Genomic DNA, 20135 nt, shown 5'->3' with positions numbered 1-20135 from the left:
TTATAATATGAAAAGACAATCCCACTTCAGGTTCAACAAACAGGAACGAAGTGGGATTTTCTTTTTGTTGTTGATAGTGGTCCTGTTTCAGGTTGGCTATTATTATTTGAAGGCAAATCCTTCCAGCCTGGATAGTGACTTTGCCCTAAATGCACAAGAACAATCCAGAATTGATAGTCTCAAAATACATCAGCTTGAAAGCTCAAAAAAAGTATATCCCTTCAATCCAAACTATATAACCGATTATAAGGGGTACTCGCTGGGAATGTCCCTAGCTGAATTAGATAGATTGTTTTCTTTTAGGGAGCAGGGAAAATTTGTGAATTCGGCAAAGGAATTTCAAACGGTTACCGAAGTATCGGACTCTTTACTAAATCAAATCTCGCCCTATTTTAAATTCCCCGAATGGGCCGGAAAAAATCAAAAGGTAAAAAAGACAACTTCACAGCCTGCTACCGAAACCAATATCAAAGACTTGAATACTGCTACCGTTGAGGAATTGAGACAAGTATATGGTATTGGGGCAACTCTGTCAGAAAGAATCATAAAGTTTAGAGACAGGCTTGGCGGCTTTTTGGTGAACGAACAATTGTATGATGTTTACGGGCTTGAACCAAACGTAGTGGATAAAGCGTTGCTCAAGTTCCAAGTGGTTGAAATACCTGTGGTAGCTAAAATAAATGTGAATACCGCCAATGCAAAAGAGTTGTCCCGATTGGTCTACATAAATAGTTTGTTGGCATCCAACATTGTGGAATATAGAGATAAAAATGGTTTATTTGCATCTTTACAGGAATTGAGTCAAGTGGACGGGTTTCCTACAGAAAAGCTAGATAGAATAGCTTTATATTTGTCTTTATAAAATAGGTGCTATGAACGAAATGTACTTCACGGAAGAGCATAACTTATTCCGCGAAAGTTTGAAGGATTTTTTACAGAAAGAAGTTGTTCCCCATATTGAGGAATGGGAAGAATCCGGTAAAATCGATAAATCCATATGGCCCAAGTTCGGTGAAATGGGCTTTTTTGGATTGATGACTCCCGAAGCATATTCTGGTCTAGGTCTGGACCTTTTTTACACAGTAATTTTTCTGGAAGAATTGCAAAAGATTAATTCGGGAGGTTTTGCTGCCGCCATGTGGGCGCACCAGTACCTTGCGATGACCTATTTGAACAAATTAGCCAATGATGAGCAGAAAAAAGCTTATCTGGAACCAAGTGTGCTTGGTAACAAAATTGGCTGTTTAGGAGTGTCAGAGCCCTTTGGGGGTAGTGATGTGGCCGCTATGCGTACCACTGCCGAAAAGAAGGGAGATACATATATTGTAAACGGTTCCAAGACATTTATTACCAATGGTGTTTATGGGGACTACATTATATTGGCGGCCAAAACGGATAAGGATGCAGGTCATAAGGGTATCAGTATGTTCGTGGTGGATAGGTATGCGAAGGGTGTTACCGCCAGTAAACTGAATAAGTTGGGTTGGCGAGCTTCGGATACAGCAGAGCTGGCCTTTGATAATGTTGAGGTCCCTGCATCCAATTTGTTGGGTGTGGAGAACGAGGGCTTTGGGTATATTATGGAAGCCTTTGCTTTAGAGCGCTTGGTGATGGGTATAAATGCCCATGCACGTGCGGAGTATGCCTTGGATTATGCGTTGCAATATATGTCCGAACGAGAGGCGTTTGGTAGGAGCATTGACCAATTTCAGGCATTGCGCCACCGATTGGTGGACCTGTATTCAGATATGTTGGTTTGCAAGCAGTTCAATTATGCTACTGTAGCACAAATGGAAAAAGGGGTCTATGTGGTTAAGGAAGCTACAATTTCCAAATTAAAATCCACTAAAATGGCCGATGAGGTCATTTATAACTGTTTGCAGTTTTTGGGCGGCTATGGATATATAGAAGACTATCCCATGGCACGCTTGATGCGTGATAGTAGATTGGGGCCGATTGGCGGGGGGACCTCCGAGATATTAAAGGAAATTTTGGCGAAGATCATTGTGGATAAGAAAGCGTATAAAAAGCGTTCATAATAACCTTTCATCAAAAAAATAAAATATTTCTTTACCCATTGAATATCATTTGTATATTTGCAGACCAAAATTTTAAAGAAAGGAGGTTGTAGCCCATGTTAATTATACCAGTAAAAGAAGGAGAAAACATCGATAGAGCTTTAAAGCGTTTCAAACGTAAGTTCGACAGAACAGGTACGATGCGTCAGTTAAGATCAAGACAGCAGTTCACCAAGCCTTCTGTAGAGCGTAGAGCGCAAATACAAAAAGCACAGTACATTCAAGGTCTTAGGGACCAAGAAGAAGTATAGGGCTATCGCTTTAACAAAATATATCAATCCCGTTCCAATATTGGAACGGGATTTTTCGTTTTATGCCTAGGTGCATCCTAAATTGCTACCTTTGGTATATGTCCGTTTCAGCTTTTATATCCTATTTAAGGTTAGAGAAAAATTATTCCGACCATACCATAAAGGCATATCAAAAGGATATTGAATCCTTTGCTCAATTCTGCAAAGAACATCATGAGGAAGACGATATTATAGGAATCTCCTATTCAATGATCAGAAACTGGATAGTTGAGCTATCCGACCAGGATATATCCAGCAGGTCCATCAACAGAAAAATATCTTCTCTACAGGCCTATTACAAATTTTTATTGAAGATCGGTGATATATCTGTTTCACCTTTGGTAAAGCACAGGGCGCTCAAAACAAGCAAAAAAGTAGAGGTGCCTTTTTCCGAGAATGAAATGGAGGTGATTCTATCTGAAATTCCATTTGCCGATGATTTTGAGGGCGAACGGGACAAATTGATCATAGAATTATTGTACACCACCGGAATGCGCAGAGCGGAATTGGTAAACTTGAAAATCAATGATGTCGACTTTTCATCACAGGTTATCAAAGTGCTGGGCAAGCGGAACAAGGAGCGCGTCATTCCCATAATACCATCTGCCATAGAGCAAATCAAAAACTATTTGTCCAAGCGTTCGGAGCTTGAAAATGTGACGGATTCTTCTTTCCTAATATTAACAAAAGAAGGTCTTAAAATTTATGAAACACTTGTTTATCGAACCATAAATAAGTATTTTAGTTTAGTGTCCCCTAAGGTGAAAAAGAGCCCCCACATATTAAGGCACACCTTTGCAACACACTTGCTGAACAGGGGAGCGGATTTAAATTCCGTAAAGGAATTGCTGGGTCATTCCAGTTTGGCATCAACACAAGTGTATACGCACAATAGTATTGCCGAACTGAAAAAAGTACATCAAAAGGCCCATCCAAGAAACAAGAAATAAAATTCTTGTATTGTTTAACTTCACTGTCTTTGACAGTACTAAAACTTCGTCTTATGAAAGTAAACGCACAATCGGTAAATTTTACAGCTGATGGTAAACTCATCGACTTTGTCCAAAAAAGAATGGATAAGTTAGAATTGTTTTATGACAAGGTCATCGAATCGGATGTTTATTTGAAAGTGGAAAACACAAGTGCAAAAGAGAATAAGATCGTGGAAATCATGGTGTTCGTTCCTCGCGACAAAATCATGGTGAAAAAGCAATGTAAGTCTTTTGAGGAGGCTGTGGATTCTGCCTGTAGTTCCTTGGAAAGACAGTTGGTGAAGAAGAAGGAGAAGTTAAGGGCAAATGCTTGATGAAAATTTTTCAAATTTTATTTTGAATTAAAATATAAATATATACATTTGCAGTCCGTTAGAAATAGCGGGCTTTTTTAGTGAGAAAAAAGCGGTGAAATGCCGATATAGCTCAGCTGGCTAGAGCAGCTGATTTGTAATCAGCAGGTCGTGGGTTCGAGTCCCTCTATCGGCTCGTAAGTTACTGAAAATAAGGCGGGGGGATACTCAAGCGGCCAACGAGGACAGACTGTAAATCTGTTGGTTTTTACCTTCGCAGGTTCGAATCCTGCTCCCCCCACAAAGATTGTTCGTCGGAACAATCGGGATAGAAGGTTTTTTGAAATATTGGAATCTTTGGACGAAAGTCCAGAAAAAAATGCGGGAGTAGCTCAGTTGGTAGAGCGTCAGCCTTCCAAGCTGAATGTCGCCGGTTCGAACCCGGTCTCCCGCTCCATATAAACTTGAATCTTTTAGATGCAAGTAGAAAAGGTTGAAGTTTTGACGAGCTAAGCTTGTAACTTTAAACTCTAAACCTGATAACCCATAGGCCGGTGTAGCTCAGGGGTAGAGCGTTTCCTTGGTAAGGAAGAGGTCACGGGTTCAATTCCCGTCATTGGCTCAAAACGATTTGTACACTAATATAAACTAAGATTAAAATTATTTTAAAATGGCAAAGGAAACTTTTGATCGTTCCAAACCCCACTTAAATATTGGTACCATTGGACACGTGGATCACGGTAAAACAACATTGACTGCTGCTATTACCACTGTATTGGCGAACGCTGGTTTGTCTGAGCTTAGAAGCTTTGACTCCATCGATAACGCGCCAGAAGAAAAAGAGAGAGGTATTACTATCAACACTTCGCACGTTGAGTACCAAACTGCTAACCGTCACTACGCTCACGTTGACTGTCCTGGTCACGCGGATTACGTAAAGAACATGGTTACAGGTGCTGCTCAGATGGACGGTGCTATTTTGGTGGTTGCTGCAACTGATGGTCCTATGCCACAGACTCGTGAGCACATCCTTTTGGGTCGTCAGGTAGGTATTCCACGTATTGTTGTTTTCTTGAACAAAGTTGACATGGTGGATGATGAGGAGCTATTGGAGCTTGTTGAAATGGAAGTAAGAGAATTGCTTTCTTTCTACGAGTACGATGGTGACAACGGACCTGTAATCTCTGGTTCTGCACTTGGTGCTTTGAACGGTGAGCAAAAATGGGTTGATACTGTAATGGAGTTGATGGAGGCTGTTGATAGCTGGATTGAGGAGCCAACTCGTGAGGTTGATAAAGACTTCCTTATGCCAATCGAAGATGTATTCACTATTACTGGTCGTGGTACTGTTGCTACTGGTCGTATTGAAACAGGTGTTGCCAACACTGGTGATGCTGTAGATATCATTGGTATGGGTGCTGAGAAATTGTCTTCTACCATTACTGGTGTTGAGATGTTTCGTAAAATTTTGGATAGAGGTGAAGCTGGAGATAACGTTGGTCTTCTTTTGAGAGGTATCGAGAAATCCGATATTAAAAGAGGTATGGTAATCTGTAAGCCAGGTTCTGTTAAACCACACGCTAAATTCAAAGCTGAGGTTTATATCTTGAAAAAAGAAGAAGGTGGACGTCACACTCCATTCCACAACAACTACCGTCCACAGTTCTACGTTCGTACAACTGACGTAACAGGTAACATTAACCTTCCTGATGGAGTTGAAATGGTAATGCCAGGTGATAACTTGACAATTACTGTGGATTTGATTCAGCCAATCGCATTGAGCGTTGGTCTACGTTTCGCTATCCGTGAAGGTGGTAGAACAGTAGGTGCTGGTCAGGTTACTGAGATTCTAGATTAATTTCAGAATATATATAAAATTGCACTAAGGGTGTTCCGATTTATTCGGGATACCTTTCAGTGTAATTATAAACGGGTGTAGCTCAGTTGGTAGAGCACTGGTCTCCAAAACCAGGTGTCGGGAGTTCGAGTCTCTCCTCCCGTGCTAGCAAAATACTTTAAAATTATGGTCACTTACATAAAGGAATCATTTGAGGAGTTAAGGAACAACGTAACATGGTTGGAAAGAAGTAAAGCTTCTAATTTAATGGTTATTGTAGCGGTTTTTTCCATCTTGTTTGCTTTGGCGACATGGGGTGTGGATTCCTTGTTCAGTAAGCTGATCACGTTGTATTTTGAAAAATTAATAGGATAAAGGTCGGTCGATATGTCTGAGGTTCTGGAGAAGAAATGGTATGTAGTTAGAGCGGTCAGTGGTCAAGAGAACAAGATCAAGGGCTATATTGAAAGCGAGGTAGAGCGCGCCGGATTCGGTGACTACCTTGAGGAAGTTCTAGTACCTACCGAAAAAGTTGTTCAGATCAGAAACGGAAAAAAAATCAACAAAGAACGTGTTTACTTTCCGGGATATATCATGATCAAGGCTAATCTTGGTGGAGAAATGGTTCACATTATCCGTTCCATAACCAATGTAATTGGTTTCTTGGGAGAGGTTAAAGGTGGTGATCCAGTTCCGTTGAGGAAATCGGAAGTTAACCGTATGCTTGGTAAAGTAGATGAGTTGGCCGTGAATACAGATAACGTTTCCATCCCATTTGTGTTGGGTGAAACGGTAAAGGTTATCGATGGACCTTTCAATGGTTTTAATGGAACTGTTGAAAAAATCAACGAAGAAAAGCGTAAGCTGGAAGTTATGGTGAAGATTTTTGGTAGAAAAACTCCACTGGAACTAAGCTATATGCAAGTAGAAAAAGTATAACAAGAGCTGTTACATATATAAAGCTGTGTTGCTTCCAATTGACACACTTTGAATTTAATTAGAAACAATGGCAAAAGAAGTAGATAAGGTAGTTAAATTACAAGTTAGGGGAGGTGCTGCGAACCCATCGCCACCGGTTGGACCCGCCTTAGGTGCTGCTGGTGTTAACATCATGGAGTTCTGTAAGCAGTTTAATGCTCGTACGCAGGACAAACAAGGTAAGGTATTACCTGTTGTTATCACCGTTTACAAAGACAAATCTTTCGAGTTTGTTGTAAAAACACCACCTGCGGCAGTTCAATTGATGGAAGTGGCTAAGATTAAGAAAGGATCTGGCGAACCTAACAGGGTTAAGAATGGTTCAGTAACCTGGGATCAAGTAAAAGCGATCGCCGAAGATAAAATGGTGGATCTAAATGCTTTTACCGTGGAGTCTGCAATGAGTATGGTTGCAGGTACTGCAAGATCTATGGGTCTGAAAATAGCAGGACAAAGACCTTTTTAAAATCTGAAAGCAAGTAAGAAATGGCAAGATTGACTAAAAAGCAAAAAGAGGCTCAAGCCAAGATAGATAAGAATAAACTCTATTCTTTGGAAGAAGCGTCAGCTTTAGTAAAAGAAATAACCAATGTAAAATTTGATGCTTCCATTGATTTGGCGGTTCGTTTGGGTGTGGATCCAAGAAAAGCCAATCAAATGGTGCGTGGCGTTGTAACTCTTCCTCATGGAACTGGTAAGGACGTTAAAGTTTTGGCATTGGTGACTCCAGACAAAGAAGCAGAAGCTAAAGAAGCAGGTGCGGACTTTGTTGGGTTGGACGAATATTTGGATAAGATCAAAAATGGTTGGACAGATGTTGATGTTATCATCACTATGCCAAGCGTTATGGGTAAACTTGGTCCATTAGGACGAGTTTTGGGACCGAGAGGTTTGATGCCCAATCCAAAGACCGGAACAGTAACTATGGATGTGGCAAAAGCCGTTTCCGATGTTAAGGCCGGTAAAATAGACTTTAAAGTGGACAAAACAGGTATTGTGCACGCAGCTATCGGAAAAGCATCTTTCTCTGCAGATAAAATTGCAGGAAATGCTAGGGAATTGATCGACACATTGATCAAATTGAAGCCTTCCGCAGCTAAAGGTGTGTACATGAAGAGTATTTACTTGTCCAGTACTATGAGTCCTAGTGTTCAATTAGATCCAAAAGCAGTTCAATAAACTGGTAGTTCAATTTTTATAACTATGACAAGAGAAGAAAAAGCAACGGTAATAAAAGACTTGACTGCACAGTTGGCTGATAATCCAAACATTTATTTGGCGGATATATCAGGATTGAATGCCGTGGACACCTCTAACTTAAGAAGAGCGTGTTTCAAGGCGAACATTAAGCTTGCGGTCGTTAAGAACACATTGCTTGCAAAGGCAATGGAAGCTTCTGATAAGGAATTCGGTGAACTTCCTGAAGTTTTGAAAGGCAACACATCTTTGATGTTGTCCGAAACAGGAAATGCACCTGCGAAACTTATCAAGAACTTTAGAAAAAAATCAGATAAACCATTGTTGAAAGGTGCCTTTATTGAAGAGGCAGTGTATATCGGCGATAACAATCTTGATGCACTTGTTAATATCAAGTCCAAAGAAGAAGTTATCGGAGATATCATCGGATTGTTGCAATCCCCAGCCAAAAACGTTATTTCTGGACTTAAGTCTGGTGGTGGTAAATTGGCAGGTATCCTTAAGACTTTGTCTGAAAAAGAATAATTCGCGCACAATAAACTAAGTATATTTTTAAACATTTTTATTAAACGATAGAAAAATGGCAGATTTAAAAGATTTTGCAGAACAGTTGGTAAACCTTACAGTAAAAGAGGTAAATGAGTTGGCCGACATTTTAAAAGAAGAATATGGTATCGAGCCTGCTGCTGCTGCAGTAGCTGTTGCTGGCGGTGCTGCTGCTGGTGGTGATGCTGAAGCTGCTGAGGAAAAATCAGAATTTGATGTAGTACTTACTGCTGCTGGTGGATCTAAATTGGCAGTTGTTAAATTGGTGAAAGAATTGACAGGTCTTGGTCTTAAAGAGGCTAAGGATATTGTTGATAGCGCACCAAAAGCTGTTAAAGAAGGTATTTCTAAAGACGAAGCAGAAGGTATCAAAAAATCATTGGAAGAAGCTGGAGCAGAAGTTGAGCTTAAATAATCGCTTTTCCCATTAGAACTTGGTTAAGGTCTTTCCATTTTTGGTTAGACCTTAGCCTATTTATATAAGGAGTGTATAAAGCCGTACACCAACCCACTTAGTAATCACGATCAAAATTTGTCCATAGATGTTCACAAACACTATTGAAAGAGTTAATTTCGCATCCGCTAAGAACATACCGGAATACCCGGATTTCTTGGACATTCAGATAAAATCGTTCCAAGACTTTTTCCAGCTTGAAACTAAATCTGACGAAAGAGGAAACGAAGGTCTCTACAACACCTTCATGGAGAATTTTCCAATCACCGATACCAGAAATCAGTTTGTACTTGAGTTTTTGGATTACTTCATTGATCCACCAAGATATTCCATCCAAGAATGTATCGAGCGTGGACTTACCTATAGCGTACCGTTAAAGGCACGTCTAAAATTATACTGTACCGATCCAGAGCACGAAGATTTTGAAACCATTGTACAGGACGTGTATTTGGGGACTATCCCTTACATGACTCCTAGTGGAACTTTCGTTATCAATGGAGCGGAACGTGTTGTAGTATCCCAGTTGCACAGATCTCCAGGGGTTTTCTTTGGACAATCTTTCCACGCCAACGGGACAAAATTGTATTCGGCTAGGGTGATTCCTTTCAAAGGCTCCTGGATCGAATTCGCCACCGATATCAACTCGGTGATGTATGCCTACATTGATAGGAAGAAAAAATTACCGGTAACCACTTTGTTCCGTGCCATCGGCTTCGAAAGGGACAAGGACATTTTGGAAATCTTCGACCTTTCGGAAGAAGTAAAGGTTTCCAAATCCGGACTTAAAAAAGTATTGGGCCGTAAATTGGCCGCTAGGGTGTTGAACACATGGCATGAGGATTTCGTGGACGAGGATACAGGTGAAGTGGTTTCCATCGAAAGAAACGAAATTGTACTTGATCGTGATACAGTTTTGGAAAAAGAGCATATCGATGAGATCATTGATGCCGATGTGAAGACCATTTTGCTTCACAAGGAAAACAATGCGCAATCCGATTACGCCATCATCCACAACACCTTGCAAAAGGACCCTACCAACTCTGAAAAAGAAGCGGTAGAGCATATCTATAGACAATTACGTAATGCCGAGCCGCCAGATGAGGAAACAGCTCGTGGTATTATCGATAAATTGTTCTTCTCCGATCAACGTTACAACTTAGGTGAAGTGGGTCGTTACAGAATGAACAAAAAATTGGGATTGGATATCGGAATGGACAAACAGGTGTTGACCAAGGAAGATATCATTACCATTATTAAATATTTGATCGAGTTGATCAACTCCAAAGCGGAGATTGATGATATCGATCACTTGTCCAACCGTCGTGTTAGAACCGTTGGGGAGCAATTGTCCCAGCAGTTCGGCGTAGGTTTGGCACGTATGGCACGTACCATCCGTGAGCGTATGAACGTTCGTGACAACGAAGTATTTACCCCGATAGATTTGATTAACGCAAAGACATTGTCTTCCGTGATCAACTCCTTCTTCGGAACCAACCAGTTGTCCCAGTTCATGGACCAGACCAACCCGTTGGCCGAGATTACACACAAAAGAAGATTGTCCGCACTAGGGCCAGGTGGTCTTTCCCGTGAAAGAGCCGGTTTCGAGGTGCGTGACGTTCACTATACGCACTACGGAAGATTGTGTCCAATCGAGACACCTGAAGGTCCGAACATTGGTTTGATATCTTCATTGTCCGTATTTGCCAAGGTGAACAATATGGGCTTCTTGGAAACTCCTTACCGAAAAGTAGAGGATGGTAAAGTGGATACCAAAAACCACATTTACCTAAGTGCAGAGGAAGAGGAAGGAATGAAGATTGCCCAAGCCAACATTCCATTAGCGGATGACGGTACCATCGAAAGGGAAAAGGTAATTGCCCGTGAAGAAGGTGATTTCCCGGTTGTGGATCCAACAGAGGTAAAATATACCGACGTTGCACCGAACCAGATTGCTTCTATTTCCGCATCGTTGATTCCTTTCTTGGAGCACGATGATGCGAACCGTGCGTTGATGGGATCTAACATGATGCGTCAGGCAGTTCCATTGTTGAGACCAGACTCTCCGATCGTAGGTACTGGTTTGGAAAGACAAGTAGCTACCGATTCTCGAGTATTGATCAATGCAGAAGGAGATGGAGTTGTGGAATATGTGGATGCACAGAAAATTACCATTAAGTACGATAGAACCGATGAAGAGCGATTGGTAAGCTTTGACGAGGATTCTAAAACGTACCAATTGGTGAAGTTTAGAAAAACAAACCAAGGAACCAGTATCAACTTGAAGCCAATCGTAAGAAAAGGTGACAAGGTAAAAAAAGGTCAGGTACTTTGTGAAGGATACGCTACCGAAAAAGGTGAATTGGCCTTGGGTAGAAACATGAAGGTTGCCTTTATGCCTTGGAAAGGATATAACTTTGAGGATGCGATCGTAATCTCTGAAAAAGTGGTACGCGAGGATATCTTTACCTCTATCCACGTAGATGAGTATTCGCTAGAAGTAAGGGATACCAAATTGGGTGCTGAGGAATTGACAAACGATATTCCGAACGTATCCGAAGAGGCAACCAAGGATTTGGACGAATACGGTATGATCCGTATCGGTGCCGAAGTGAAGCCTGGTGATATTTTGATAGGTAAGATTACTCCTAAAGGAGAGTCTGATCCAACTCCAGAAGAAAAACTGTTGCGTGCCATCTTTGGTGATAAGGCAGGTGACGTTAAGGATGCTTCATTGAAAGCTTCACCATCCTTGAGAGGTGTTGTAATCGACAAGAAATTGTTCTCCCGTTCCATCAAGGACAAGAGAAAGCGTTCCGAAGATAAAGAGGCCATTTCAAGATTGGAGATGGACTACGAAGTGAAGTTCCAACAGCTAAAAGATGAATTGATCGAGAAGTTGTTCGGATTGATCAGTGGAAAAACATCGCAAGGTGTAATCAACGATTTGGGTGAAGAAGTACTTCCAAAAGGAAAGAAATACACCATCAAAATGTTGAACGCTGTTGACGATTTCGCTCACTTGGTAGGTGGTAGCTGGACAACGGATGACGATACCAATGCATTGGTGGCCGATTTGTTGCACAACTACAAAATCAAATTGAACGATATTCAAGGTAACCTGAGAAGGGACAAGTTTACCATCTCCGTTGGGGATGAGCTTCCTGCTGGTATCATGAAGTTGGCCAAAGTTTACATCGCCAAAAAGCGTAAGCTTAAAGTAGGTGATAAAATGGCAGGTCGTCACGGTAACAAAGGTATTGTTGCCCGTATCGTTCGTCAAGAAGATATGCCGTTCTTGGAAGACGGAACCCCAGTGGATATCGTATTGAACCCACTTGGTGTACCTTCAAGGATGAACATTGGTCAGATCTACGAAACCGTATTGGGATGGGCCGGATTAAAGTTGGGTCAAAAATATGCGACTCCAATTTTTGATGGTGCCTCATTGGACGAAATCAACAAGATTACCGATGAAGCAGGTGTACCAAGATTCGGACACACCTACCTATATGATGGTGGAACAGGTCAACGTTTCGATCAACGTGCAACCGTTGGTGTCATCTACATGTTGAAACTAGGACACATGGTAGACGACAAGATGCATGCGAGATCTATTGGACCATACTCCTTGATCACACAGCAACCATTGGGTGGTAAAGCTCAGTTTGGTGGTCAGCGTTTTGGAGAGATGGAAGTATGGGCATTGGAAGCCTACGGAGCATCATCTACCCTTAGGGAGATATTGACCGTTAAGTCGGATGACGTGATCGGTAGGGCCAAGACCTATGAGACCATCGTAAAAGGTGAGACCATGCCAGAACCTGGATTGCCAGAATCTTTCAACGTATTGATGCACGAACTTAAAGGTTTGGGCTTGGATATCCGTTTGGAAGAGTAGAACACTATATTACATTAATTATATCATCACCATATTGTTATGGCTAGAATAAAAGATAATAACGCACAAAAAAGGTTCAATAAAATTTCCATCGGATTGGCCTCTCCCGAGTCCATCTTGGCAGAGTCCCGTGGAGAAGTGTTGAAGCCTGAAACCATTAACTATAGAACGCACAAACCAGAGCGTGATGGATTGTTCTGCGAGCGTATTTTTGGTCCTGTAAAGGATTATGAGTGTGCTTGTGGTAAATACAAAAGAATCCGTTACCGTGGAATCGTTTGTGACCGTTGTGGTGTTGAAGTGACGGAGAAAAAAGTACGTAGAGATCGTGTAGGGCACATTAACCTTGTGGTTCCCGTAGCACACATTTGGTACTTCCGTTCGTTGCCAAACAAAATAGGTTACCTTTTGGGATTGCCGTCCAAAAAACTGGATATGATCATATACTACGAAAGGTATGTGGTTATTCAGCCAGGTATTGCCAAAGGTCCAGAAGGTGAAGAAATCCAGAAAATGGATTTCTTGACCGAGGAGGAATACTTGAACATATTGGAATCTATTCCTACCGAGAACCAATACTTGGAGGATACCGATCCAAACAAGTTCATTGCCAAAATGGGTGCCGAGTGTTTGATTGACATTTTGTCCAGAATCGATTTGGAACAATTGTCATACGAACTTCGCCACAAGGCAAATACAGAGACTTCAAAACAGCGTAAGACCGAAGCCTTGAAGCGTCTTCAAGTAGTGGAGGCTTTGCGTGAGTCGCAAGGGAACAGGGAGAACAACCCTGAGTGGATGATCATGAAGGTGATTCCTGTGATCCCACCAGAATTGCGTCCGTTGGTGCCATTGGACGGTGGTCGTTTTGCGACTTCCGATTTGAACGACCTTTACCGTAGGGTAATCATCCGTAACAACCGTTTGAAGCGTTTGATGGAAATCAAGGCACCTGAAGTGATCTTGAGGAACGAAAAGCGTATGCTTCAAGAAGCGGTGGATTCCCTTTTCGATAACACAAGAAAAGCATCTGCGGTAAAAACAGAATCAAACAGACCATTAAAATCCCTTTCCGATTCCTTGAAAGGTAAGCAAGGTCGTTTCCGTCAAAACCTTTTGGGTAAACGTGTGGATTACTCCGCTCGTTCCGTAATCGTCGTTGGACCGGAATTGAAATTATACGAATGTGGTCTTCCAAAAGATATGGCGGCCGAGCTATACAAGCCTTTCATCATCCGTAAGTTGATTGAAAGAGGTATTGTAAAGACCGTTAAATCTGCGAAAAAGATTATAGACAAGAAAGAGCCCGTAGTATGGGATATTCTTGAAAACGTCCTTAAAGGACACCCGGTATTGTTGAACCGTGCCCCCACATTGCACAGATTGGGTATCCAAGCGTTCCAGCCTAAACTTATTGAAGGTAAGGCGATTCGTTTGCACCCATTGGCATGTACCGCATTTAACGCGGATTTTGATGGGGACCAGATGGCAGTTCACTTGCCATTGGGGCCAGAAGCTATTTTGGAAGCTCAATTATTGATGTTGGCTTCACAGAACATCCTTAACCCAGCAAATGGTTCTCCGATTACCGTACCATCTCAGGATATGGTCTTGGGATTGTACTATATGACTAAGCACAAGAAATCTACTCCAGAGGAGCCTGTACTAGGTGAAGGTTTGACCTTCTATTCTTCCGAAGAGGTAGAAATTGCCTTCAACGAGAAAAAAGTTTCGCTTAACGCCGGAATCAAGGTAAGAGCCAAAGACTTTAACGAAGAAGGTGAATTGGTATATCAAATCATCGAAACTACGGTTGGTCGTGTATTGTTCAACACGGAAGTGCCGGAACAAGCAGGATTCATCAACCAAGTATTGAACAAGAAAGCCCTTAGAAATATTATCGGGGACATTCTTGCGGTGACCGATGTACCTACAACGGCCGATTTCTTGGATAAGATCAAGGCCATGGGATATGATTTCGCCTTTAAAGGTGGATTGTCCTTTAGTTTGGGTGATATTATCATTCCTGCAGAAAAGCAGGATATGATTGGCGAGGCCAATGAGCAGGTCGATGGTATTATGATGAACTATAACATGGGTCTTATCACCAACAACGAGCGTTACAACCAGGTTATTGATGTTTGGACATCTACCAACGCTATGTTGACCGAATTGGCGATGAAACGAATCCGTGAGGACAAACAAGGGTTCAACTCCGTGTATATGATGTTGGATTCCGGTGCAAGGGGTTCCAAAGAGCAGATTCGTCAGTTGACCGGTATGCGTGGTTTGATGGCCAAGCCTAAAAAATCTACTGCAGGTGGTGGTGAAATTATCGAAAACCCGATTCTTTCCAACTTTAAGGAAGGTCTATCGATTTTGGAATACTTTATCTCTACCCACGGTGCGCGTAAAGGTCTTGCGGATACCGCTTTGAAAACGGCGGATGCGGGTTACTTGACTCGACGTTTGGTGGATGTTTCTCAAGATGTTATCGTGAATAGCGAAGATTGTGAAACCTTGAGAGGTATCGAAGTAGAGCCATTGAAGAAAAATGAGGAGATTGTTGAAAGCCTAGGTGAGAGAATCTTGGGTAGGGTATCGTTGCACGATGTGTACAACCCATTGACCGAAGAGCTTGTACTGAGAGCAGGACAGGAAATCAACGAGGCTGATGTTAGAAGGGTAGAGGCAGCTCCAATCGAAAAGGTAGAAGTAAGGTCTCCGTTAACATGTGAGGCTGCACAAGGTATCTGTGCCAAATGTTATGGGCGTAACCTTGCTACCAATAAAATGGTACAAAGAGGTGAGGCTGTTGGTGTTGTTGCCGCACAGTCCATCGGTGAGCCTGGTACACAGTTGACATTGCGTACCTTCCACGTGGGAGGTATTGCAGGTAACATATCCGAGGACAACAAATTGGAGTCCAAGTTTGATGGTGTTGCTGAAATCGAGGACTTGCGAGTTGTTGAAGGTGAAGGAAGCGATGGTAAAAAAACCAACATTGTTATCTCCAGAACCTCTGAAGTTAAGATTGTAGATCAGAAAACAGGAATCACTTTAAGTACAAATAATATTCCTTATGGTTCTCAATTGTTCATTAAGGACGGTGAGAAGATTACCAAGGGAACTGTGATTTGTGAATGGGATCCATATAACGGTGTAATCGTTTCGGAGTTCTCTGGACAGATTGCTTACGAGAATATTGAGCAAGGGGTTACTTATCAGGTTGAAATCGATGAACAAACCGGTTTCCAAGAAAAAGTAATTTCCGAGTCCAGAAACAAGAAACTGATACCCACTTTATTGATTCAGAACAGTAAAGGTGAAACACTAAGGTCGTACAACTTGCCAGTAGGCTCTCACTTGATGATCAATGATGGAGACAAGGTGAAGGAAGGTAAGATTTTGGTAAAAATCCCACGTAAATCTGCCAAGGCAGGGGATATTACCGGTGGTCTTCCAAGGGTGACCGAGCTTTTTGAAGCGCGTAACCCATCCAACCCAGCTGTTGTATCGGAGATTGACGGTGTAGTTTCCTTCGGTAAGATCAAGCGTGGTAACCGTGAGATTATCATCGAGTCCAAGACAGGCGATATCAAGAAGTACTTGGTCAAATTGTCCAACCAGATATTGGTACAGGAGAATGACTACGTACGTGCGGGTATGCCATTGTCCGATGGTTCTATTACACCGGAAGATATCTTGGCCATTAAAGGACCATCAGCGGTACAGCAATACTTGGTGAACGAGGTACAAGAAGTATATCGTTTGCAGGGTGTGAAGATCAACGATAAGCACTTTGAGGTTGTTGTAAGACAAATGATGCGTAAAGTAAAAATCCAAGATCCTGGAGATACCATCTTCTTGGAGAACCAATTGGTGCACAAAGATGACTTTATCAACGAAAACGACGAGATTTTCGGTAAAAAAGTTGTTGAGGACGCCGGTGATTCAGAAAGGTTGAAGCCAGGACAGATTTTAACAGTACGTGAGCTAAGGGACGAAAACTCAATTCTTAGAAGAGAGGATAAGACTTTGGTATCTGCGAGAGATGCTGTAGCTGCTACTGCTACCCCAATCTTGCAAGGTATTACAAGAGCTTCGTTGCAGACAAAATCATTTATCTCTGCAGCATCGTTCCAAGAAACCACCAAAGTATTGAACGAAGCCGCTGTAAGTGGTAAAGTCGATACCTTGGAAGGATTGAAAGAAAACGTAATTGTTGGACATAAAATTCCTGCCGGTACCGGTATGAGGGATTATGATAGCATCATTGTAGGTTCCAAAGAGGAGTACGATGAGATTATGGCCCGAAAAGAGGAATTTAAATTCTAAATAAAATAAACCCTGGCCTTTAGGTCGGGGTTTTTCTTTTTAAGACAAGTATTTATGGCCGAAGAAAAGAAAAATCAGAAACAGATAAATATTGAGTTGGACGAGAAAACGGCGGAAGGAACTTATTCCAATCTTGCCATCATCAACCACTCCGTCTCTGAATTTGTAGTGGACTTTATTAGCTTGATGCCGGGTGCTCCAAAAGCCAAGGTAAAAAGTAGAATAATATTGACTCCACAACATGCCAAAAAATTGCTCAAGGCATTGAATGATAACGTTAGCCGCTTTGAACAGGCGCACGGAACAATTCAAGACTACGAGCAACCAGCGATTCCACTAAATTTTGGACCCACTGGTGAAGCATAAAAAAAGGCCCTGAAATATTTCAGGGCCTTTTTTTATTTCAACCATCCCTTTTGAATTCCTTTTTTTGAAAAGAATATCAGGTAAATCCCAATAATTATAACAATCAACGGCATTGTATAGGTAGATGGTCCAAAAGCCTCTACGGCATTTGATATGAACAGCCAGTGGATAAACTGTGCGACAGCAGCAATCAGTGAGATAACAAAAAATGTTCTGGCCCACTTCTTACGCAGTAAAAGCCCGATGCAAGCCAATGCGCCTGAAAAAACCGCAATAGCAAAAGCGGCCGTTGCCCAAGCCGGGATGCCTTCAAAAGCTGTTCGTTGTGCTTGGTCCATAGCTTCTAATAGAGCTACTTGATTAAATGCTTGATTGAGATAGTTCATAACGCCTACCAAATTCCATAAAAGAGCTATTACGCTCACCACCCAGAACCAAACAGGTGGTTTTTCCGAAGTAGTCATAATCTGATTATTTAATTGGTTACATTAATCAATGTACGAAAAAAACAGATTCGAACTGTGTAATCAATTAATAATCAATTGTGTAAATGATTTGGCTTAGGGGGTTACTCAAATTCCGAAGTATAGTGCAATTTCACCGAAGGATACTTTTGCTGTGTCATTTGAAGTGAAAACGGAGAATCTGCCAAAAATACCAACTGACCTTTTTTGTCTGTGGCCAAAAACTTTTGCTTTACCCTTTTAAATTCTTGAAACTCTTCGTTTTTTTCATCTTTAGGCTCTACCCAACAGGCTTTGTGCACGGGGAAATTTTCGTAGGTACACTTGGCCCCATATTCATGCTCAAGTCGATATTGAATTACCTCGTATTGCAACGCACCCACAGTTCCGATGATTTTTCGGCCGTTTAACTCCAATGTGAACAATTGAGCAACCCCTTCGTCCATTAACTGGTCGATACCTTTGTACAATTGCTTCGCTTTCATGGGGTCCGCATTGTTGATGTACCTGAAATGTTCTGGTGAGAAACTTGGGATTCCCTTGTAGTGCAACTCTTCACCGCTGGTCAAGGTGTCACCGATTTTAAAGTTCCCAGTATCATGAAGCCCTACAATGTCACCGGGATAGGAAATATCTACGATTTCTTTTTTCTCGGCAAAAAAAGCATTGGGACTGGAAAATTTAAGCTTTTTACCTTGACGTACATGCAAGTAAGGGGTGTTTCGTTCGAAAGTACCGGATACTATCTTTACAAAGGCAAGACGGTCACGGTGCTTAGGATCCATATTGGCATGTATCTTAAATACAAAACCCGAAAAGTCCTTTTCGTTGGCCTTTACCAAACGTTCTTCGGCTTTCTTGGGCCTTGGGGAAGGAGCGATGTTCACAAAGCAATCCAGTAGTTCCCGAACTCCAAAATTGTTCAGAGCAGAGCCAAAAAATACCGGCTGCAATTCGCCTTTCAAATAGGCATCTTGGTCAAAATCGGGATAAACCCCTTCTACCAACTCTAAATTACCTCGTAGTTCATCAGCAGCATTTGTACCAATCAATTTCTCAAGTTCAGGATTGTCCAAGTTATCAAAGGCAATCGTCTCCTCGATATTCTTTTTGCTATTGCCGCTAAACAGGTTAATGTTTTTCTCGTAAATGTTATAGATACCCTTAAAATCGTATCCCATTCCAATGGGGAAACTCAGCGGGGTTACCGTTAAGCCCAACTTTTGTTCTACCTCATCCAAAAGGTCGAATGCATCTTTACCTTCGCGGTCCAATTTGTTGATGAAAACAATCATGGGGATGTTGCGCATACGGCAAACCTCTACCAATTTCTCTGTCTGTTCCTCGACCCCTTTGGCTACATCGATTACAACGATAACGCTGTCCACAGCGGTCAAAGTTCGGAAGGTGTCCTCCGCAAAATCCTTGTGTCCAGGGGTATCTAGAATATTTATTTTTTTGTCCTTATAAATAAAGGCCAGTACAGAAGTTGCAACAGAAATTCCCCTTTGGCGTTCGATTTCCATAAAATCACTGGTGGCGGATTTTTTGATTTTATTACTTTTTACCGCACCGGCTTCTTGAATGGCACCACCGAACAACAAAAGTTTTTCGGTCAGTGTAGTTTTACCTGCATCGGGGTGGGAGATAATGCCAAAAGTTCTACGTTTCGCTATTTCCTTTTCAAAATCCATCAACAAAAATTTCGGCAAAAATACGGGATTTAAATCTTTTGCCACTCATTTTTAGAATGATTAGGCATTGTTAATATCATTGGAAAAAAATCAAAGATTTTAAGCTTCTAGATCCAAAAAGAAAAGTATTTTTCGCCCGCTTTTGAAACACTGACCGGTTCACTCAGCAATTATCTGTTTACTTAGAGTGCAGATAAGGTAACTTAATGATAAGGAAATTGCCTTTTATCGATTAAAATAGGAGGTGAAACACAAATGGGCTAATTATGTGACCTGTTTATATCAATATGTGTCGAAAGGGCAGAGTTATTGAAGTAACTAAGAAAACCCCAATTTTCTTACAATTACAGGATTATACTTACAAGCGCCATGGTGATTAGTTGACCAAAACTATCATTTATGGAGAACTTTACTTTTGTGAGACTAAAGAAGCATTTAGTCCTTAAATCCACCACTACTTTGTGGTGTTTAGTTTTTGGATTTACCTCATCTTTTGGTTTTGCCCCTTTACATAATCATGATTTGGATGTTGTAACCAAGACCACATCATATTCTGATGTTCCTTTTTCGGATATTTCCAACTTATGGAATCCGTTGGCGAATGCGTTGTCGGCACAGGATTGTGACGGCGATGGTGTTACATGTGAACAGGAGAAAAAAGATGGTACTGATTATAATGACCCTTGTGATTTTATTTTGGAACACCAAGA

The 20135-nt window shown here is 41.6% G+C and carries 18 protein-coding genes and 5 tRNA genes; 21 read left to right on the top strand and 2 right to left on the bottom strand.

Annotated elements, in window-relative coordinates; all coding sequences use genetic code 11:
* Positions 1-7 precede the first annotated feature (7 nt).
* The 20 genes from DCK90_RS15535 to DCK90_RS15440 all read left to right on the top strand — a co-directional run bounded on the left by DCK90_RS15535 (position 8) and on the right by DCK90_RS15440 (position 17267).
* Positions 8-862 (top strand): ComEA family DNA-binding protein, encoded by an 855-nt coding sequence (locus DCK90_RS15535; RefSeq protein WP_108247126.1) that lies wholly within the window; start codon positions 8-10, stop codon positions 860-862.
* A gap of 10 nt (positions 863-872) precedes the next feature.
* Positions 873-2039: an acyl-CoA dehydrogenase family protein gene (locus tag DCK90_RS15530; protein ID WP_108247125.1), complete on the top strand. Its 1167-nt coding sequence runs from the start codon at positions 873-875 to the stop codon at positions 2037-2039.
* A 95-nt stretch (positions 2040-2134) separates the two neighbouring features.
* Positions 2135-2329, top strand: coding sequence for a 30S ribosomal protein S21 (gene rpsU, locus DCK90_RS15525; protein ID WP_090299076.1), 195 nt, complete (start codon positions 2135-2137; stop codon positions 2327-2329).
* Between the two features lie 98 nt (positions 2330-2427).
* Complete coding sequence (locus DCK90_RS15520; RefSeq protein ID WP_108247124.1) at positions 2428-3318, top strand: tyrosine-type recombinase/integrase; 891 nt, start codon at positions 2428-2430, stop codon at positions 3316-3318.
* Between the two features lie 53 nt (positions 3319-3371).
* Entirely contained in the window at positions 3372-3674 is a 303-nt protein-coding gene (hpf, locus tag DCK90_RS15515) for a ribosome hibernation-promoting factor, HPF/YfiA family (protein ID WP_108247123.1), read from the top strand.
* Between the two features lie 101 nt (positions 3675-3775).
* Positions 3776-3849: transfer RNA gene (locus tag DCK90_RS15510), tRNA-Thr, on the top strand.
* A 22-nt stretch (positions 3850-3871) separates the two neighbouring features.
* A tRNA-Tyr gene (locus DCK90_RS15505) sits at positions 3872-3954 on the top strand.
* Between the two features lie 80 nt (positions 3955-4034).
* Positions 4035-4110, top strand: a tRNA-Gly gene (locus tag DCK90_RS15500).
* A gap of 93 nt (positions 4111-4203) precedes the next feature.
* Positions 4204-4275 (top strand) — tRNA-Thr (locus tag DCK90_RS15495).
* 48 nt (positions 4276-4323) lie between these two features.
* Positions 4324-5511, top strand: coding sequence for an elongation factor Tu (gene tuf, locus DCK90_RS15490; RefSeq protein WP_108247122.1), 1188 nt, complete (start codon positions 4324-4326; stop codon positions 5509-5511).
* Positions 5512-5582: 71 nt separating this feature from the next.
* Positions 5583-5655 (top strand) — tRNA-Trp (locus DCK90_RS15485).
* A 21-nt stretch (positions 5656-5676) separates the two neighbouring features.
* A complete protein-coding gene (secE, locus tag DCK90_RS15480; protein ID WP_108247121.1) occupies positions 5677-5865 on the top strand; it encodes a preprotein translocase subunit SecE in 189 nt (62 codons plus the stop codon).
* Between the two features lie 12 nt (positions 5866-5877).
* Positions 5878-6429, top strand: coding sequence for a transcription termination/antitermination protein NusG (nusG, locus tag DCK90_RS15475; protein ID WP_108247120.1), 552 nt, complete (start codon positions 5878-5880; stop codon positions 6427-6429).
* Positions 6430-6496: 67 nt separating this feature from the next.
* Positions 6497-6934: a 50S ribosomal protein L11 gene (rplK, locus tag DCK90_RS15470; protein WP_108247119.1), complete on the top strand. Its 438-nt coding sequence runs from the start codon at positions 6497-6499 to the stop codon at positions 6932-6934.
* A 20-nt stretch (positions 6935-6954) separates the two neighbouring features.
* Positions 6955-7647, top strand: coding sequence for a 50S ribosomal protein L1 (rplA, locus tag DCK90_RS15465; protein WP_108247118.1), 693 nt, complete (start codon positions 6955-6957; stop codon positions 7645-7647).
* A gap of 24 nt (positions 7648-7671) precedes the next feature.
* The gene (rplJ, locus tag DCK90_RS15460) at positions 7672-8190 is read left to right on the top strand and encodes a 50S ribosomal protein L10 (RefSeq protein ID WP_108247117.1); all 519 of its coding nucleotides are present in this window, start codon (positions 7672-7674) and stop codon (positions 8188-8190) included.
* Between the two features lie 55 nt (positions 8191-8245).
* Positions 8246-8626 (top strand): 50S ribosomal protein L7/L12, encoded by a 381-nt coding sequence (rplL, locus tag DCK90_RS15455; RefSeq protein ID WP_108247116.1) that lies wholly within the window; start codon positions 8246-8248, stop codon positions 8624-8626.
* Positions 8627-8753: 127 nt separating this feature from the next.
* On the top strand, positions 8754-12563 hold the full coding sequence (gene rpoB / locus DCK90_RS15450; RefSeq protein WP_108247115.1) for a DNA-directed RNA polymerase subunit beta: 3810 nt from the start codon (positions 8754-8756) through the stop codon (positions 12561-12563).
* Positions 12564-12602: 39 nt separating this feature from the next.
* On the top strand, positions 12603-16901 hold the full coding sequence (gene rpoC / locus DCK90_RS15445) for a DNA-directed RNA polymerase subunit beta' (RefSeq protein ID WP_108247114.1): 4299 nt from the start codon (positions 12603-12605) through the stop codon (positions 16899-16901).
* A gap of 54 nt (positions 16902-16955) precedes the next feature.
* On the top strand, positions 16956-17267 hold the full coding sequence (locus DCK90_RS15440) for a DUF3467 domain-containing protein (RefSeq protein WP_108247113.1): 312 nt from the start codon (positions 16956-16958) through the stop codon (positions 17265-17267).
* Positions 17268-17299: 32 nt separating this feature from the next.
* On the opposite strand, the gene DCK90_RS15435 is transcribed toward DCK90_RS15440, so the two are convergent.
* Together DCK90_RS15435 and DCK90_RS15430 are read right to left on the bottom strand one after the other, a co-directional pair.
* On the bottom strand, positions 17300-17731 hold the full coding sequence (locus tag DCK90_RS15435) for a hypothetical protein (RefSeq protein WP_108247112.1): 432 nt from the start codon (positions 17729-17731) through the stop codon (positions 17300-17302).
* Between the two features lie 104 nt (positions 17732-17835).
* Entirely contained in the window at positions 17836-19425 is a 1590-nt protein-coding gene (locus tag DCK90_RS15430; RefSeq protein WP_108247111.1) for a peptide chain release factor 3, read from the bottom strand.
* A gap of 399 nt (positions 19426-19824) precedes the next feature.
* On the opposite strand from DCK90_RS15430, the gene DCK90_RS15425 reads away from it, so the two are divergent.
* The coding region (locus tag DCK90_RS15425; RefSeq protein ID WP_159075861.1) for a thrombospondin type 3 repeat-containing protein at positions 19825-20135 on the top strand (311 nt) is incomplete at its 3' end.

Origin of the sequence: Muricauda brasiliensis (assembly GCF_003057865.1) — a bacterium.
In the GTDB taxonomy this organism is placed as follows: domain Bacteria; phylum Bacteroidota; class Bacteroidia; order Flavobacteriales; family Flavobacteriaceae; genus Flagellimonas; species Flagellimonas chongwuensis.
The sequence above is the reverse complement of the archived record's forward strand: the minus strand, read 5'-3'. Positions and strand labels throughout refer to the sequence as shown.

What these genes read in the sequence shown, in the direction of transcription:
- secE (WP_108247121.1), top strand. Translation starts at nt 5,677, where the DNA reads ATGGTCACTTACATAAAGGAATCATTTGAGGAGTTAAGGAACAACGTA.
- DCK90_RS15520 (WP_108247124.1), top strand. Translation starts at nt 2,428, where the DNA reads ATGTCCGTTTCAGCTTTTATATCCTATTTAAGGTTAGAGAAAAATTAT.
- tuf (WP_108247122.1), top strand. Translation starts at nt 4,324, where the DNA reads ATGGCAAAGGAAACTTTTGATCGTTCCAAACCCCACTTAAATATTGGT.
- rpsU (WP_090299076.1), top strand. Translation starts at nt 2,135, where the DNA reads ATGTTAATTATACCAGTAAAAGAAGGAGAAAACATCGATAGAGCTTTA.
- rplL (WP_108247116.1), top strand. Translation starts at nt 8,246, where the DNA reads ATGGCAGATTTAAAAGATTTTGCAGAACAGTTGGTAAACCTTACAGTA.
- rplJ (WP_108247117.1), top strand. Translation starts at nt 7,672, where the DNA reads ATGACAAGAGAAGAAAAAGCAACGGTAATAAAAGACTTGACTGCACAG.
- DCK90_RS15435 (WP_108247112.1), bottom strand. Translation starts at nt 17,731, where the DNA reads ATGACTACTTCGGAAAAACCACCTGTTTGGTTCTGGGTGGTGAGCGTA.
- rplK (WP_108247119.1), top strand. Translation starts at nt 6,497, where the DNA reads ATGGCAAAAGAAGTAGATAAGGTAGTTAAATTACAAGTTAGGGGAGGT.
- DCK90_RS15535 (WP_108247126.1), top strand. Translation starts at nt 8, where the DNA reads ATGAAAAGACAATCCCACTTCAGGTTCAACAAACAGGAACGAAGTGGG.
- DCK90_RS15530 (WP_108247125.1), top strand. Translation starts at nt 873, where the DNA reads ATGAACGAAATGTACTTCACGGAAGAGCATAACTTATTCCGCGAAAGT.
- rpoC (WP_108247114.1), top strand. Translation starts at nt 12,603, where the DNA reads ATGGCTAGAATAAAAGATAATAACGCACAAAAAAGGTTCAATAAAATT.
- hpf (WP_108247123.1), top strand. Translation starts at nt 3,372, where the DNA reads ATGAAAGTAAACGCACAATCGGTAAATTTTACAGCTGATGGTAAACTC.
- rplA (WP_108247118.1), top strand. Translation starts at nt 6,955, where the DNA reads ATGGCAAGATTGACTAAAAAGCAAAAAGAGGCTCAAGCCAAGATAGAT.
- DCK90_RS15430 (WP_108247111.1), bottom strand. Translation starts at nt 19,425, where the DNA reads ATGGATTTTGAAAAGGAAATAGCGAAACGTAGAACTTTTGGCATTATC.
- DCK90_RS15440 (WP_108247113.1), top strand. Translation starts at nt 16,956, where the DNA reads ATGGCCGAAGAAAAGAAAAATCAGAAACAGATAAATATTGAGTTGGAC.
- rpoB (WP_108247115.1), top strand. Translation starts at nt 8,754, where the DNA reads ATGTTCACAAACACTATTGAAAGAGTTAATTTCGCATCCGCTAAGAAC.
- nusG (WP_108247120.1), top strand. Translation starts at nt 5,878, where the DNA reads ATGTCTGAGGTTCTGGAGAAGAAATGGTATGTAGTTAGAGCGGTCAGT.